This window comes from Microbacterium sp. NPDC077663 (genome assembly GCF_044542795.1).
Lineage (GTDB): Bacteria > Actinomycetota > Actinomycetes > Actinomycetales > Microbacteriaceae > Microbacterium.
The window spans coordinates 102294-116085 of record NZ_JBITVE010000002.1; the positions used below are offsets into that span (position 1 = coordinate 102294).

At 66.6% G+C, this 13792-nt stretch carries 19 protein-coding genes; all 19 read right to left on the bottom strand.

From position 1 onward, the window contains the following. On the bottom strand, nucleotides 1-537 hold the full coding sequence (rplF, locus tag ACIGEP_RS08085) for a 50S ribosomal protein L6 (protein ID WP_396661121.1): 537 nt from the start codon (nucleotides 535-537) through the stop codon (nucleotides 1-3). Nucleotides 538-543: 6 nt separating this feature from the next. After that, a complete protein-coding gene (rpsH, locus tag ACIGEP_RS08090; protein WP_396661122.1) occupies nucleotides 544-942 on the bottom strand; it encodes a 30S ribosomal protein S8 in 399 nt (132 codons plus the stop codon). A 134-nt stretch (nucleotides 943-1076) separates the two neighbouring features. Further along, on the bottom strand, nucleotides 1077-1667 hold the full coding sequence (rplE, locus tag ACIGEP_RS08095) for a 50S ribosomal protein L5 (protein ID WP_396661123.1): 591 nt from the start codon (nucleotides 1665-1667) through the stop codon (nucleotides 1077-1079). Between the two features lie 2 nt (nucleotides 1668-1669). Beyond that, nucleotides 1670-2029 carry a 50S ribosomal protein L24 gene (rplX, locus tag ACIGEP_RS08100; RefSeq protein WP_396661124.1) on the bottom strand — a complete coding sequence of 120 codons (360 nt, stop codon included), beginning with the start codon at nucleotides 2027-2029 and terminating at the stop codon, nucleotides 1670-1672. Nucleotides 2030-2031: 2 nt separating this feature from the next. Continuing rightward, entirely contained in the window at nucleotides 2032-2400 is a 369-nt protein-coding gene (gene rplN, locus ACIGEP_RS08105; RefSeq protein WP_064003326.1) for a 50S ribosomal protein L14, read from the bottom strand. A gap of 3 nt (nucleotides 2401-2403) precedes the next feature. Then, nucleotides 2404-2736 carry a 30S ribosomal protein S17 gene (gene rpsQ / locus ACIGEP_RS08110; protein ID WP_251581804.1) on the bottom strand — a complete coding sequence of 111 codons (333 nt, stop codon included), beginning with the start codon at nucleotides 2734-2736 and terminating at the stop codon, nucleotides 2404-2406. Continuing rightward, nucleotides 2736-3050, bottom strand: coding sequence for a 50S ribosomal protein L29 (gene rpmC, locus ACIGEP_RS08115; protein ID WP_018187344.1), 315 nt, complete (start codon nucleotides 3048-3050; stop codon nucleotides 2736-2738). Before rpmC ends, rpsQ begins: the two co-directional genes overlap by 1 nt. After that, on the bottom strand, nucleotides 3050-3469 hold the full coding sequence (gene rplP, locus ACIGEP_RS08120; RefSeq protein WP_217528404.1) for a 50S ribosomal protein L16: 420 nt from the start codon (nucleotides 3467-3469) through the stop codon (nucleotides 3050-3052). The genes rpmC and rplP overlap by 1 nt, the downstream gene beginning before the upstream one ends. Continuing rightward, nucleotides 3469-4224: a 30S ribosomal protein S3 gene (gene rpsC / locus ACIGEP_RS08125; RefSeq protein ID WP_064003328.1), complete on the bottom strand. Its 756-nt coding sequence runs from the start codon at nucleotides 4222-4224 to the stop codon at nucleotides 3469-3471. The genes rplP and rpsC overlap by 1 nt, the downstream gene beginning before the upstream one ends. Beyond that, entirely contained in the window at nucleotides 4224-4622 is a 399-nt protein-coding gene (rplV, locus tag ACIGEP_RS08130) for a 50S ribosomal protein L22 (protein ID WP_064003329.1), read from the bottom strand. The genes rpsC and rplV overlap by 1 nt, the downstream gene beginning before the upstream one ends. Nucleotides 4623-4662: 40 nt before the next feature. Then, on the bottom strand, nucleotides 4663-4944 hold the full coding sequence (gene rpsS / locus ACIGEP_RS08135) for a 30S ribosomal protein S19 (protein WP_018187348.1): 282 nt from the start codon (nucleotides 4942-4944) through the stop codon (nucleotides 4663-4665). A 12-nt stretch (nucleotides 4945-4956) separates the two neighbouring features. Continuing rightward, nucleotides 4957-5796: a 50S ribosomal protein L2 gene (gene rplB / locus ACIGEP_RS08140; RefSeq protein ID WP_396661125.1), complete on the bottom strand. Its 840-nt coding sequence runs from the start codon at nucleotides 5794-5796 to the stop codon at nucleotides 4957-4959. 24 nt (nucleotides 5797-5820) lie between these two features. Next, nucleotides 5821-6120, bottom strand: a complete 300-nt coding sequence (gene rplW / locus ACIGEP_RS08145) for a 50S ribosomal protein L23 (protein WP_018187350.1) — start codon at nucleotides 6118-6120, stop codon at nucleotides 5821-5823. Then, a complete protein-coding gene (gene rplD / locus ACIGEP_RS08150) occupies nucleotides 6117-6779 on the bottom strand; it encodes a 50S ribosomal protein L4 (protein ID WP_396661126.1) in 663 nt (220 codons plus the stop codon). Before rplD ends, rplW begins: the two co-directional genes overlap by 4 nt. Before the next feature lie 2 nt (nucleotides 6780-6781). After that, complete coding sequence (rplC, locus tag ACIGEP_RS08155) at nucleotides 6782-7441, bottom strand: 50S ribosomal protein L3 (RefSeq protein WP_248170017.1); 660 nt, start codon at nucleotides 7439-7441, stop codon at nucleotides 6782-6784. Between the two features lie 11 nt (nucleotides 7442-7452). Next, nucleotides 7453-7761, bottom strand: coding sequence for a 30S ribosomal protein S10 (gene rpsJ / locus ACIGEP_RS08160; RefSeq protein WP_018171443.1), 309 nt, complete (start codon nucleotides 7759-7761; stop codon nucleotides 7453-7455). Nucleotides 7762-8119: 358 nt separating this feature from the next. Next, a complete protein-coding gene (locus ACIGEP_RS08165; RefSeq protein ID WP_396661127.1) occupies nucleotides 8120-9577 on the bottom strand; it encodes a sugar transferase in 1458 nt (485 codons plus the stop codon). Between the two features lie 261 nt (nucleotides 9578-9838). Next, nucleotides 9839-11620: a DUF4012 domain-containing protein gene (locus ACIGEP_RS08170; protein ID WP_396661128.1), complete on the bottom strand. Its 1782-nt coding sequence runs from the start codon at nucleotides 11618-11620 to the stop codon at nucleotides 9839-9841. 10 nt (nucleotides 11621-11630) lie between these two features. Continuing rightward, nucleotides 11631-13745: a hypothetical protein gene (locus ACIGEP_RS08175; RefSeq protein ID WP_396661129.1), complete on the bottom strand. Its 2115-nt coding sequence runs from the start codon at nucleotides 13743-13745 to the stop codon at nucleotides 11631-11633. Nucleotides 13746-13792: the final 47 nt, after the last annotated feature.

Genomic DNA, 13792 nt, shown 5'->3' on the forward strand with positions numbered 1-13792 from the left:
TTACTTACCACTCTTTCCGGCCTTGCGGCGAACGACCTCGCCCGCGTACCGCACACCCTTGCCCTTGTACGGCTCGGGCTTGCGGATCTTGCGGATGTTGGCAGCTGCCTCGCCGACGGCCTGCTTCGAGATACCGGCGACGGTCACCTTGTTGTTGCCCTCGACGGTGAGCGTGATGCCCGCCGGAGCCTCGACCAGAACCGGGTGCGAGAAGCCGAGCGCGAACTCGACCGCCGTGCCCTTCTGGGCGACGCGATAACCGGTGCCGACGACCTCGAGGCCCTTGGTGTAGCCCTGGGTCACGCCGATGATGTTGTTGTTGATGAGGGTGCGGGTGAGCCCGTGGAGAGCACGCGACTCGCGCTCGTCGTCGGGGCGGGAGACCAGAACCTGGTTCTCCTCGACCTTGACCTCGATGGGCTGTGCCACGGTGAGCGACAGCTCACCCTTGGGGCCCTTGACGGCGACGTCCTGGCCGGAGACCGTGACGGTCACACCGGCGGGGATGTCGATGGGAAGACGTCCAATACGCGACATGTCAGATCACCACACGTAGGCGAGGACTTCCCCGCCGACGCCCTTCTGCTCGGCCTGGCGGTCCGTGAGGAGGCCAGAGGAGGTGGACAGGATCGCGACACCGAGGCCACCGAGGACCTTGGGAAGCTCGTTCGACTTCGCGTACACGCGGAGGCCGGGCTTCGAGACGCGCTTGATGCCGGCGATCGACCGCTCGCGGTTCGGGCCGTACTTCAGGGTCAGAGTGAGGGTCTGGCCGACACGGGCGTCGGAGACCTCCCAGCCGGAGATGTAGCCCTCCTGCTGGAGGATCTCGGCGATGTGCGTCTTGAGCTTCGAGCTCGGCAGCGCGACGGAGTCGTGCTGCGCCGAGTTCGCGTTGCGCAGACGGGTCAGCATGTCTGCGACCGGGTCTGTCATCGTCATAAGTGTGTTCCTTTAGTCATGAGGTTTCGACTGCCGTTACACGACAGGCGACCTTCTATGAATGAGCGATATTCAGTTGTGCAGTCGTTCGGCCCCGGAGCACGCCCCGAGGCCGAACGATCGATCTTATCGGATCACGCCTGAGCGTCGGCCGACTTGAACGGGAAGCCCAGGTGCTTCAGGAGCGCCCGACCCTCGTCATCCGTCTTGGCCGTCGTGACGATCGTGATGTCGAAACCGCGGACGCGGTCGATCTTGTCCTGGTTGATCTCGTGGAACACGGACTGCTCCTGGAGACCGAAGGTGTAGTTGCCGTTGCCGTCGAACTGCGTGGCCGACAGTCCGCGGAAGTCGCGGATGCGGGGCAGAGCGAGGTTGACGAGACGGTCGACGAACTCCCACGCGCGGTCACCGCGAAGGGTGACGTGGGCACCGATGGCCTGGCCCTCGCGCAGCTTGAACTGCGCGATGGACTTGCGGGCCTTGGTGACGACCGGCTTCTGGCCGGTGATCTTGGTGAGGTCGTCGACCGCACCATCGATCACCTTGCTGTCGCGCGCAGCCTCACCGACACCGGTGTTGACGACGACCTTGACGAGACCGGGGATCTGCATGACGTTCGCGTAACCGAACTCCTCCTGCAGGGCCTTCTTGATCTCGGCCTGGTACTTCTGCTTCAGGCGGGGCTGGATCTTGCCAGCCACCGCGGCAGTTGCGTTGCTCATGTTCAGAGGTCCTTGCCGCTCTTCTTGGCGTAGCGGACGCGGACGGTGCGCTTGACGCCGTCCTTCGTCTGCTCCTCGACGCGACGGCCGACACGGGTCGGCTTCTTCGTCGACGGATCGACGATCGCCACGTTGGAGATGTGGATCGGGGCTTCCATCGTCTCGATGCCGCCCGTCTTGGTGCCGCGCTGCGACTGGCCGACGCGGGTGTGCTTGGTGACGTAGTTCACGCCCTCCACGACCACGCGGTTCTGCTCGACGAGGACCTCGAGGACCTTGCCCTGCTTGCCGCGGTCGCCGCCCTTGTCCTGCTTACGGCCACTGATGACCTGAACCAGGTCACCCTTCTTGATGTGCGCCATGATCAGATGACCTCCGGTGCCAGCGAGACGATCTTCATGAACTTCTTGTCGCGAAGCTCACGGCCGACCGGGCCGAAGATGCGGGTGCCGCGGGGCTCCCCGTCGTTCTTCAGGATGACGGCGGCGTTCTCGTCGAACTTGATGTACGAACCGTCGGGACGACGGGTCGACTTGACGGTGCGGACGATGACGGCCTTGACCACATCGCCCTTCTTGACGTTGCCGCCCGGGATCGCGTCCTTGACGGTCGCCACGATGACATCCCCGACACCCGCGTAGCGGCGGTTGGACCCACCGAGCACACGGATCGTGAGGAGCTCCTTGGCGCCGGTGTTGTCGGCGACCTTCAGGCGAGACTCGTTCTGGATCATTGCTTACTTCGCCTTCTCGAGAATCTCGACCAGGCGCCAGCGCTTGGTGGCGCTGAGCGGACGGGTCTCGTTGATGAGGACGAGGTCGCCGATGCCGGCGGTGTTCTGCTCGTCGTGAGCCTTCACCTTCGACGTGCGGCGGATGACCTTGCCGTAGAGGGGGTGCTTCACGCGGTCCTCGACCTCGACGACGATCGTCTTGTCCATCTTGTCGCTGACGACGTAGCCACGGCGGGCCTTGCGGTACCCACGGGCGTTGACGTCGCGGACGTCGTGCTCGGCGGACTCGTGACCGGCGGCCACGGGCGCCGCAGCGGCATCCTTCTTCTCAGCCATCACTCGGCCTCTTCCTTCGCGGCCTCAGCGGACTCGTCCGCCTTCTTGGCCTTGCTCTTCTTCGCCTTGGTGGCCGTCTCGACCGGGGCGGGGGTGGCACGGATGCCGAGCTCCCGCTCGCGGATGACGGTGTAGAGCCGCGCGATGTCGCGCTTGACCGCACGGATGCGGCCGTGGCTCTCGAGCTGGCCGGTGGCCGACTGGAAGCGCAAGTTGAACAGCTCTTCCTTGGCCTTGCGCAGCTCCTCCACGAGGCGCTGGTCTTCGAACGTGTCCAGCTCGCTCGGGGCGAGCGTCTTGGTGCCGACGGCCATTACGCGTCGCCCTCCTCGCGCTTGATGATGCGTGCCTTGAGCGGCAGCTTGTGGATGGCACGGGTCAGGGCCTCGCGAGCGAGCTGCTCGTTGACGCCCGCGACCTCGAAGAGGACGCGACCCGGCTTGACGTTGGCGACCCACCACTCGGGGGAACCCTTACCGGAACCCATGCGGGTTTCGGCCGGCTTCTTGGTGAGCGGACGGTCGGGGTAGATGTTGATCCACACCTTTCCACCACGCTTGATGTGACGCGTCATGGCGATACGAGCGGACTCGATCTGACGGTTCGTCACGTAGGCGGGCGTGAGGGCCTGGATGCCGAACTCACCGAAGCTGACCGTGGTGCCGCCGGTGGCGGCGCCGTCGCGCTTCGGGTGGTGCTGCTTGCGGTACTTGACCTTGCGGGGAATAAGCATCAGGCAGACGCTCCTTCTGCGACGGGGGCCTCGCTGCGCGGGCCACGGCGACGGTCGCCACCGCGGTCGTCACGACGTGACTTCGGCGCGTTGGCCTGCTCGCGAGCGAGCTCCTTGTTGGTGAGGTCGCCCTTGTAGATCCAGACCTTCACGCCGATGCGGCCGAAGGTGGTCTTCGCCTCGTAGAAGCCGTAGTCGATGTTCGCGCGGAGGGTGTGCAGGGGCACACGGCCTTCGCGGTAGAACTCCGACCGGCTCATCTCGGCGCCGCCGAGGCGGCCGGAGACCTGGATACGGACACCCTTGGCACCGGCGCGCTGGGCACCCTGCAGACCCTTGCGCATCGCGCGGCGGAAGGCCACACGGGCGGAGAGCTGCTCGGCGATGCCCTGAGCGACCAGCTGTGCGTCGGCCTCGGGGTTCTTGACCTCGAGGATGTTCAGCTGGATCTGCTTGCCGGTGAGCTTCTCGAGGTCGGCACGGATGCGCTCGGCCTCGGCGCCGCGGCGGCCGATCACGATGCCCGGACGGGCGGTGTGGATGTCGACGCGGACGCGGTCACGCGTGCGCTCGATCTCGATGTTGCTCACGCCGGCACGGTCGAGCGACGTCGTCAGGAGGCGACGGATCTTGACGTCCTCCGCCACGTAGTCGGCGTAACGCTGCCCGGGCTTGGTGGAGTCCGAGAACCAACGCGACACGTGGTCGGTGGTGATGCCGAGGCGGAAGCCGTACGGGTTGACCTTCTGTCCCATTACTTGCTCGCCTTCTTGGTCTGGGCAGCCGGGGCGGACTCGGCGACCTCGGGGGTCGAGAGCACGACCGTGATGTGGCTGGTGCGCTTCTTGATCTGGAACGCGCGACCCTGGGCGCGGGGCTGGAAACGCTTGAGCGTCGTGCCCTCGTCCACGTACGCGTTCTTCACGTACAGGTCCTGCTCGTCCAGGAACTCGTTGTCCTTGTCGGCCTTCACACGAGCGTTCGCGACCGCAGCGGCCACGAGCTTGTAGATGGGCTCGCTGGCACCCTGGGGAGCGAACTTCAGGATGGCGAGAGCCTCCTGAGCCTGCTTGCCCTTGATGAGCGCGACGACACGACGAGCCTTCTGAGGGGTCACGCGGATGTGCTTCACGCGTGCGATGGATTCCACCATTTGTACTCCTCCTCTTCCTCTCTCTGAGAGCGTCGCCGCGTCAGCGGCGACGGCCCTTCTTGTCGTCCTTCTCGTGGCCGCGGAAGGTGCGGGTGGGCGCGAACTCGCCCAGCTTGTGACCGACCATGGTCTCGGACACGAACACGGGGATGTGCTTGCGTCCGTCGTGAACGGCGATGGTGTGACCCAGCATGGCCGGGATGATCATCGAACGACGCGACCAGGTCTTGATGACGTTCTTGGTACCGGCTTCGTTCTGCGAGACGACCTTGCGAAGCAGGTGCTCGTCGACGAAGGGGCCCTTCTTAAGGCTGCGAGGCATCTTCCTCTACTCCTACTTCCGCTTCTTGCCGGCGTTGCGACGGCGAACGATCAACTTGTCGCTTTCCTTGTCGGGGTGCCGGGTACGACCCTCGGCCTGACCCCAAGGAGTGACGGGGTGACGTCCACCGGAGGTCTTACCCTCACCACCACCGTGCGGGTGGTCGACCGGGTTCATGGCGACACCGCGGACGGTCGGGCGGATGCCCTTCCAGCGGTTACGGCCGGCCTTACCCCAGTTGATGTTGGACTGCTCGGCGTTGCCGACCTCGCCGATGGTGGCGCGGCAGCGCGCGTCGACGTTGCGGATCTCACCCGAGGGCAGACGCAGCTGCGCGTACGGGCCGTCCTTCGCCACGAGGCGGACGGACGCACCGGCCGAGCGCGCCATCTTCGCGCCGCCACCGGGACGGAGCTCGATGGCGTGGATGACCGTACCGGTCGGGATGTTGCGCAGGGGCAGGTTGTTGCCGGGCTTGATGTCGGCGCCGGCGCCCGACTCGACGATGTCACCCTGCGACAGCTTGTTCGGGGCGAGGATGTACCGCTTCTCGCCGTCGACGTAGTGCAGCAGCGCGATGCGCGCGGTGCGGTTGGGGTCGTACTCGATGTGAGCGACCTTGGCGTTGATCCCGTCCTTGTCGTTGCGACGGAAGTCGATCACGCGGTACTGGCGCTTGTGGCCACCACCGATGTGACGGGTCGTGATGCGGCCCTGGTTGTTGCGACCACCGGTCTTCGCCAGCGGGCGAAGGAGCGACTTCTCGGGCGTCGACCGGGTGATCTCAGCGAAGTCGGCGACCGACGAACCGCGACGACCGGGGGTCGTGGGCTTGTACTTGCGAATAGCCATGTCTCTAGTCCTCTATCCCAGCTGTCAGCCGACGGCCGTGAAGATGTCGATGGTGCCCGACTTCAGGCTCACGATGGCGCGCTTGGTGTCCTTGCGCTTACCGGTGCCGAAGCGGGTGCGGCGGGCCTTGCCCGGGCGGTTGAGCGTGTTCACCGACGCGACCTTGACGCCGAAGATCTTCTCGATGGCGAGCTTGATCTCGGTCTTGGTGGCGCGCGGGTCTACGAGAAACGTGTACTTGCCCTCGTCGATGAGCCCGTAGCTCTTCTCGGAGACGACCGGCTTCAGGATGATGTCGCGCGGGTCCTTGTTGACGGCGGTCATGCCGAGACCTCCTCGGTGGCGCCGGCCTTCGCAGCGACGAACGCGTCGTAGGCGGCCTTGGTGAAGACGATGTCGTCGGAGACGAGCACGTCGTAGGCGTTGAGCTGGTCGAACGTGAGCACGTGGACGTACGCGAGGTTGCGGACGCTCTTGACGCTCAGCTCGTCATCACGCGTGATGACGACCATGACGTTCTTGGTGGGCGCGAGCTGAGCCAGGACCGCCGCAGCGGCCTTGGTCGAGGGCGCACCCTCGATGCCGAACGAGTCGATGACGTGCAGGCGCCCGCCGCGAGCCCGGTCGCTGAGCGCGCCCAGCAGGGCGGCGGCGACCATCTTCTTGGGGGTGCGCTGCGAGTAGTTGCGCGGCTTCGGACCGTGGACGATGCCACCACCGGTCATGTGCGGCGCGCGGATCGAGCCCTGACGGGCGTTACCCGTGCCCTTCTGCTTGAAGGGCTTGCGGCCGGCACCGGAGACCTCACCGCGACGCTTGGTCGAGTGGGTTCCCTGGCGAGCCGCCGCGAGCTGCGCGACGACGACCTGGTGGATGAGGGGGATGTTCGTCTTGACGTCGAACAGCGCGGCGGGCAGCTCCACGGAGCCGGCCTTCTTGCCGTCTGCCTTCACGACGTCGAGCGCGAGAGTCGAGTCAGCCATGATCAGGCACCCTTCACTGCGTTGCGGACGTAGACGATGCGGCCACGAGCACCGGGGACGGCGCCCTTGACGAGCAGCAGACCCTTCTCGGCGTCGACGGCGTGCACCGTGAGGTTGAGGACGGTCACGCGCTCGCCACCCATACGGCCGGCCATGCGCATGCCCTTGAAGACGCGGCTCGGGGTCGACGACGCGCCGATCGAGCCGGGCTTGCGGTGGTTGCGGTGCGCACCGTGCGAAGCCGAGACGCCCTTGAAGTTGTGACGCTTCATGACACCCGCGGTGCCCTTGCCCTTGCTGGTGCCGACGACGTCGACCAGCTGGCCGGCCTCGAAGGTCGCGTCGACGGTGAGCTCCTGACCGAGTGAGTAGTCAGCGGCATCCGCCGTACGCACCTCGGTGAGGTGGCGACGCGGGGTCACGCCAGCGGCCTCGAAGTGAGCCGTCTGGGGCTTGTTGACCTTGCGGGGGTCGATCTGGCCGTAAGCGATCTGCACGGCGTTGTAGCCGTCGCGCTCGGGCGTGCGCACCTGGGTCACCACGTTGGGGGCGACCTCGATGACGGTGACGGGAACGACCTTGCCGTTCTCGTCCCAGACCTGGGTCATGCCGAGCTTGGTGCCCAGCAGGCCCTTGGAAACCTTGGAGTTGATGTCAGCCATGATGATCGACCTCAGAGCTTGATCTCGATGTTGACGTCGGCCGGGAGGTCGAGACGCATCAGCGAGTCGACGGCCTTGGGCGTCGGGTCGATGATGTCGATGAGGCGCTTGTGGGTGCGCATCTCGAAGTGCTCGCGGCTGTCCTTGTACTTGTGCGGCGAACGGATCACTGCGATCACGTTCTTCTCGGTCGGAAGGGGCACCGGGCCCACGACCGTCGCGCCCGCACGGGTCACGGTGTCGACGATTTTGCGTGCCGACGAGTCGATGACCTCGTGGTCATACGACTTCAGGCGAATGCGGATCTTCTGTCCCGCCATTGTCTGCTCACTCTCTTTCTCGCGTCGTACCTCGGGGGCATTGGACGCACGGGGCGCGTACGCGCCGGGCACTTCTCCCCGCCCGAAGGCGAGGAATCCGTCACCGCTGTTCTGATGTCAGTCCGCAGGAGACCTGCGGCATCCGCACCCCGCACGCACGCGTGCGAATCCGTTTCCGGAGTGGGGTGTGGGGATGTGATGTTCTGCTGCCCGCGGCCTAGGCTCGTCGCCTATGCACTGCCCTGGCAGTGATCCCGCGCAGAGCGCAGGAATGTGGAACCTGTACAGTCTACGTGCCGTTCGGGCGTGTCGCAAACCCGGGCGTGTCGCGCGTGAGGGTACGCTCCCCCGGCCGCGCTCAGTGGGCAGTGCGACCCGGCGCCACCACAGCGCTCAGAGTACGGAACAGGATCTGGATGTCCTGCATGAACGACCAGTTCTCGACGTAGTAGAGGTCGAGGCGCAGTGCGTCCTCCCACGACAGCGTGGAGCGCCCGCTCACCTGCCAGAGTCCGCTCATACCGGGCTTCACGCGCAGCCGGCGGTGGGCGGCGTCGTCGTAGAGCGCCACCTCGGCCGCGCGCTGCGGCCGCGGACCGACGAGGCTCATCGTCCCGACGAGGACGTTGAACAGTTGCGGCAGCTCGTCGATCGAGTGCTTGCGGATGACCCGCCCGACCTTCGTGATGCGCGGGTCGTCCGCCACCTTGAAGAGCGGGCTGTCACTGGTCCCCTGCAGATCGAGCAGGCTCGCGAGCTGGTCGTCGGCATCCGCCACCATCGAGCGGAACTTCAGCATGCCGAACTCGTCACCGCCGAGCCCGACCCGCGGCTGGCGGTAGATGACGCGACCGGGTGTCTCCGCCCGGATGGCGATCGCGGTCGCGAGCATGACCGGCGAGAACACCACGATGAGTGCGACCGAGCCGATGATGTCGAAGGTCCGCTTCACGAAACGACGCACGCCGTCGAGCCGGGGGAACTCGACGTGCACGAGCGGCAGGCCGGCCGCGGGACGGGAGTGGATGCGGGGACCCGCCACGTCGGTGAGGGCCGGCGCCACGACGAGGTTGCCGTTTCGGTCCGCCACGTCCCAGCCGAGCTGACGCATCATCTCGGGGTGGACCTCGTCAGCACCGGCGATGATGATGGTGTCGGCATCCGTGGCATCCATCGCGTCGACCGCGTACGCGAAGCCGCCGACGACCGGGACGTCACTGACGGACTGACGGCCGCGGACCTCGGTCACGACTCCCACGATGTCGAACCCCGACGCCTCGGCTCGGCGGATGGCACGGATGATCGAGCCCGCCTTCGCCGGCTCACCGAGTACGAGGGCCCGATACACGTACTTCGAGCGCCGCTGCTGTCCGCGGAGCCAGAGCCGCCACAGCCACCGGCTGAAGATGAGAGCGACCAGACCCACCGGCATCGCGACGAGGAACAGGCTGCGTGAGACCTCGATGCGGAGGAAGAACGCGATCGCGACGAACAGTGCGAAGACGGCCACGGTGGCGTTGACGATCCGGCGGTACTCCTGCTCGCCGGTCCCCACGATCTTGCGATCGCGCGTCTCGAAGACACCCAGAGCGACGAGCCAGACGATTCCGAGGAGGATCAGCGCTGCGACGTAGGGAATGCGCGGCCCGCCGTCCCAGGTGACGTCACGCCGCTCATCGGGCAAGACCAGCGTGAAGAAGCCGACGAGGACGGCCGCGACCACCACGATGTCGCTGTAGACGAGGCGGCCGGCGAATCGTGCCGGCCAGTCACGTGACGAGCGCCGAGCCGGGACGACGACCGCCGCGCGATTCACCCGGCGATCCGAGCGTCGGACCCGTGGCGCGGTCCAAGTCGCAGCCGCCCGCCTCAGCACGCGACTCCCTCAGCCGCCGCGAAGGGTGCCGACGACCGAGCCGACAGCAGCCGCAGCGCGGATCGGATCACGGAGGTCAGCCTTCCTGTCGACGACGCAGCCAGGTCGCACCGCTCTGCGCGTCAGGTCGCGCCGTCGACGACGTGTGCTGCGAATCTCTCAGGATGCTACCAAACCGACCGCATTCGACCAGGCGTTGGATCAATGACAGGTGTCGGTGACCGTCGTCTCCGTCTCGTTGATCATGGGCGTCGTCCACAGCGACAGCGGGCCGAAATCGCCCTTCCCGTTGAAGGTCGCGGTCACGGTGAAGCTGCCGTCCGGTCGCAGCCGTGCCTGGAAGGGCTCGACGACACGTCCGAGATCGACGTTGCCGGTCCGGAAGGCGGAGGCGCCACCCGTGGTCTCTGCGGACGCGAGCTCCATTCCGGGAGGCGCGTACATGTAGACCTGGGTCCCGAAGTAGGCGGCGCGCTGACTGCGGCTCTGGACGTACCGCGGCAGTTGCTCGGCGTCCGCCTGGCTGATGTCGAGCGAGACCGTCGCGGTCGTGGTCAGGGTCGTCACGCCATCGGCGCAGGACATCGTGGATTCGACGGCGGTCTTCGTGTAGTAGTCGATCTTCGACGCCGACACGTTGCGGAAGAAGACGCCGTTCACGGTCTCGGCGGCGTTGTCGGTGGGCAGGATGCCGGAGAGCCGACCAGACTCCGAGATCATCTGCTGGGTGTCCGGATCCTCACTCCACGCCAGGATGCTGCCGGCGTCGATGCTCTCGCCAACGGCCCACGCCATGTCCTTGATGTTGAAGTCGCCGCCCGCGATCTTCTCGAAGACCGCACTCGCAACGCCGGCGAAGAACGCGTCGGACTTCAGATCCGGGTCCGTGTAGGGATCCCACCACTGGTAGACGTCGCTGAGCAGTGTCGTGACGGCGTTCTTGTTGTCGAGCGTCTTGCCGTCCACCTCGATAGGGCCGGTCGCGAGAAGGATGCGCTGAAGCGCGATGGGATCGACCGAGATGACGCCGTCGATGTGCGTGTCGTCGATGTCGCGGTTCCAGAAGGCCTTCACCATCTCGGACACACCCGGCCAGTCAGGCTGGGAGGGAGCAAGGTTGATGTAGCTGCCGTATCGGCTGCCGTACAGCGCCTTCGCCGACTCTGAGATGTCGAGATCGAGTGCCTCGCCCTCCACGAACGAGGCGCTGCTGGCCTGCCCGGCGATCTCGAGGTCGCCCTTGTCCGCGGTGATGAGCGTCTGTGAGGCCGAGCTGCCGCCGAGCGGCAGCGCCTCGGCGTTGTTCTGGAAGACCAGGAGGTAGTTCTGCTTCTCGTCCGCTCCGAGGAGCTTCGGCAGGAGCGTGAACATCGGACCGGCGGCGCCGGCCACCTCGGACACCTGATCGACGCCCGAACGGACGGGGCCGATGAGGGCGTCGGATCCCGCGACATCCTTCAGCTCGGAGCTCAGCTTGGAGATCTCCGGGGCGGCCGCTTCGATCAGCGGGAGAGCCCGGGCGAGGATCTTGCCCTGACCGTCCTCCTGCATCTCGAAGACCGGTCCACCGACGTCGTTCGCGAACACGTCGAGAGTCTCGGCGGCCAGGCGCACCCCGCGCAGGTTGTCTCCGGCGCCGGGAATCAGCTCCGCCATCCGCCACACCGGGTCCGCCGCCGCACCGGCCGCATCCGCCGCGCCGGAGGACAACTGCGGAAGCGCGTCCGAGACGCTCTCACCCTTCTGGATCGAGCTGACTGCGGCCTGCGCCGATTCGAGACCGTTCTTCGCGATCACGACCTTGATCACGAGCCACACCGCGAGGGCAAGGAGAAGGATCACGACGATCAGGATCACGCGTCCGACGATGCGGCCACGGGACGTCCGGGGAATCTCGTCGTCAGAGTCGTCGGGCGCGGCGGAACGTTCGGCCGCGTCCCGCTCGGCCGCCTCGCGGGCGGCGCGTCGGGTCTCGGGAGGCATGGGTCACATCCTAATCAGCGGGCGTCTGGGAGACCGTCGGGGAGGGGGTCGGGGTGGCGGGCTCGAGCGCGCTCTCGACGAACTGCGGGCGAACGGTCACCGGAATCGTCGCCACGCCGTCGACCGGCTCGATGGTCTTCGCGGCGCCGTTCATGGTCGTCACCGTCACTGCGACGTCGCTGCGGACGGACAACGTCGCCTCGCCCTTCGGTGCCCAGACGACGCGGACGGCATCCTTCTCGTCGCCGAAGAGCACCGAATGGACACCCTTGGCCGATTCATCCGCCGCCAGGGCACGCCCACCGAGGCGAGCGATCATCAGCGCCTGGGCGTATCCCACGGGCTTGGGCTGGAAGGCGGCCACACCTGATGCCTTCTGGTAGTACATGCCGAAGTTGCCCTCGTGCTTGGCCGGGTCCGGGTCGTCGTTGATGAGGTCGTACCAGAAGAACTTCTCGGCACCGCCGGCGAGCGCCGTGATCGACGTCCGCACCAGGTAGTCGGCTTGCGCGGAGACGCTCCGGCCACCGGTCTTCGAGGAGCTGCCCAACTCGGTGATCCAGATCGGGCGGGTCGTTTTGCCGTTGTCCGTCATGCTGCGGTTCGCCTCGGCGATCACGTCGGCGAGCGACTCGGGATCGCTCGTGACCTCGTAGGGGTGGAAGCTCATGGCGTCCGCGTACTTCATCCCTCCGGCGCTCCACAGCCCGTCGAACCACGGAGCGTCGTAACGCGCCGTCGAGCCCGCGATGATCGGGAGGTCCGGGTCCACCTTCTCGACCGCGGTGTGCACCGAGTCGAGGAGCGGCACGTAGCACGACGGCTTCGTCCCACAGGCGGTCTTGTTGAAGCGCGTGTGGTTGAACTCGTTGAAGACCTCGAGTCCGACGAGATCGAAACGGTCGGCGATGGCTGCTGCATAGTCACCGTAGGCGGCGATCGCCGCCTTGCTGGTGGGCACCTTGCCGTTGCCGTAGAGCTCGTTGCCGTAGTTGACGATGCCCAGGAGGTGGATGCCGTGCGCGTGAAGACGGTCGAATCCGTCGACGTAGTGGTCGGCCCAGTCGTATTCGCCCTTGGTGGTCTCGTTGAAGCGCCACAGAACGTCGTTGCGCGCAAGACCGAGACCGAGCGAAGCGGTCAGATCGGCGGCGTCGGTGTAGAGGTCGTTCTCCACGTGCAGACCGACACCGAAACGTGGGTCGGCGGCGATCGTCGTGCCCTCGTAGTCGATGACTCCGAGCAGCGTCGTCACCTTGGATGCGCCCGTCGTCAGCGCCACGCTGTAGTACCCCTCCGCAAGGCCGGTCAGCGGGACCGCCTCCAGCGAGTTGGAGACCTTGGCCGTGCCCTTGGCCGCGACGTTGCCACCGGCATCCGTCGCCGTCCATGACACGTCGCCGGCCGGCGCACGGACGGCGAGCATCGGATTCGACGCAGGGAGGATGAGGGAGCGGTTGACGATGGTGTTGTTGCCCTCGACCTTTTCGAAAGACGGGTTGGGGACGACGTTCTTCCCATCGGCGCCCACAAGGGAGACCGCGTCGATGCCGAGAGCCTCGACGGGGCCGTCGAGGACGACGCGGACCTGCGCGACCTCCGCATCCTTCGGAGCGACGAACGTTCCGGACACCGTCGACCAGGCCGCGCTCAGATCCGGCAGGGCCATGCGCTGACCGTCGATCTCGATCGCGGCATCCACCGCTTCGGGCAGGGGCGTCAGGGAGCGGACCTGCGCGGAGAACTCGTAGGACGCACCGGCGACGACTGCGGCATCCACGGCGAGGGCGGCCGTCTTGCCGTCGATGACCGGCGCATCGATGTACGCGGCGACCGAACCGTCCGCAGCCTGGCCGACCTGGGGGACGACGCGCGCGACCTTGGTTGTGGGGGCACGCTTCCACGAGGCGAACTGCCCCGCCGCAGCGACGGATTGGGGCGCCGCGACCGGGGTGGGCTCAGGAGTCGGCGTCGGGGTGGGGGCGGCAGCCGAGGTGGACGGCGCCGGTCGCGCTGCCGGCGGTGCCGACGAGCCGCTGGTCGTGAGCGCGACGGCGGTCCCGGTGAGGGCCCCGACGAGAACGATAGCCGCGCCGATGTAGATGGTTCGCCGGCGAATCTGCATGGCGATGCCCCTCCAAGGGTGTGGGAAGTGAGCGTCCATCATCACAG

What these genes read in the sequence shown, in the direction of transcription:
- rplF (WP_396661121.1), bottom strand. Translation starts at nt 537, where the DNA reads ATGTCGCGTATTGGACGTCTTCCCATCGACATCCCCGCCGGTGTGACC.
- rpsH (WP_396661122.1), bottom strand. Translation starts at nt 942, where the DNA reads ATGACGATGACAGACCCGGTCGCAGACATGCTGACCCGTCTGCGCAAC.
- rplE (WP_396661123.1), bottom strand. Translation starts at nt 1,667, where the DNA reads ATGAGCAACGCAACTGCCGCGGTGGCTGGCAAGATCCAGCCCCGCCTG.
- rplX (WP_396661124.1), bottom strand. Translation starts at nt 2,029, where the DNA reads ATGGCGCACATCAAGAAGGGTGACCTGGTTCAGGTCATCAGTGGCCGT.
- rplN (WP_064003326.1), bottom strand. Translation starts at nt 2,400, where the DNA reads ATGATCCAGAACGAGTCTCGCCTGAAGGTCGCCGACAACACCGGCGCC.
- rpsQ (WP_251581804.1), bottom strand. Translation starts at nt 2,736, where the DNA reads ATGGCTGAGAAGAAGGATGCCGCTGCGGCGCCCGTGGCCGCCGGTCAC.
- rpmC (WP_018187344.1), bottom strand. Translation starts at nt 3,050, where the DNA reads ATGGCCGTCGGCACCAAGACGCTCGCCCCGAGCGAGCTGGACACGTTC.
- rplP (WP_217528404.1), bottom strand. Translation starts at nt 3,469, where the DNA reads ATGCTTATTCCCCGCAAGGTCAAGTACCGCAAGCAGCACCACCCGAAG.
- rpsC (WP_064003328.1), bottom strand. Translation starts at nt 4,224, where the DNA reads ATGGGACAGAAGGTCAACCCGTACGGCTTCCGCCTCGGCATCACCACC.
- rplV (WP_064003329.1), bottom strand. Translation starts at nt 4,622, where the DNA reads ATGGTGGAATCCATCGCACGCGTGAAGCACATCCGCGTGACCCCTCAG.
- rpsS (WP_018187348.1), bottom strand. Translation starts at nt 4,944, where the DNA reads ATGCCTCGCAGCCTTAAGAAGGGCCCCTTCGTCGACGAGCACCTGCTT.
- rplB (WP_396661125.1), bottom strand. Translation starts at nt 5,796, where the DNA reads ATGGCTATTCGCAAGTACAAGCCCACGACCCCCGGTCGTCGCGGTTCG.
- rplW (WP_018187350.1), bottom strand. Translation starts at nt 6,120, where the DNA reads ATGACCGCCGTCAACAAGGACCCGCGCGACATCATCCTGAAGCCGGTC.
- rplD (WP_396661126.1), bottom strand. Translation starts at nt 6,779, where the DNA reads ATGGCTGACTCGACTCTCGCGCTCGACGTCGTGAAGGCAGACGGCAAG.
- rplC (WP_248170017.1), bottom strand. Translation starts at nt 7,441, where the DNA reads ATGGCTGACATCAACTCCAAGGTTTCCAAGGGCCTGCTGGGCACCAAG.
- rpsJ (WP_018171443.1), bottom strand. Translation starts at nt 7,761, where the DNA reads ATGGCGGGACAGAAGATCCGCATTCGCCTGAAGTCGTATGACCACGAG.
- ACIGEP_RS08170 (WP_396661128.1), bottom strand. Translation starts at nt 11,620, where the DNA reads ATGCCTCCCGAGACCCGACGCGCCGCCCGCGAGGCGGCCGAGCGGGAC.
- ACIGEP_RS08175 (WP_396661129.1), bottom strand. Translation starts at nt 13,745, where the DNA reads ATGCAGATTCGCCGGCGAACCATCTACATCGGCGCGGCTATCGTTCTC.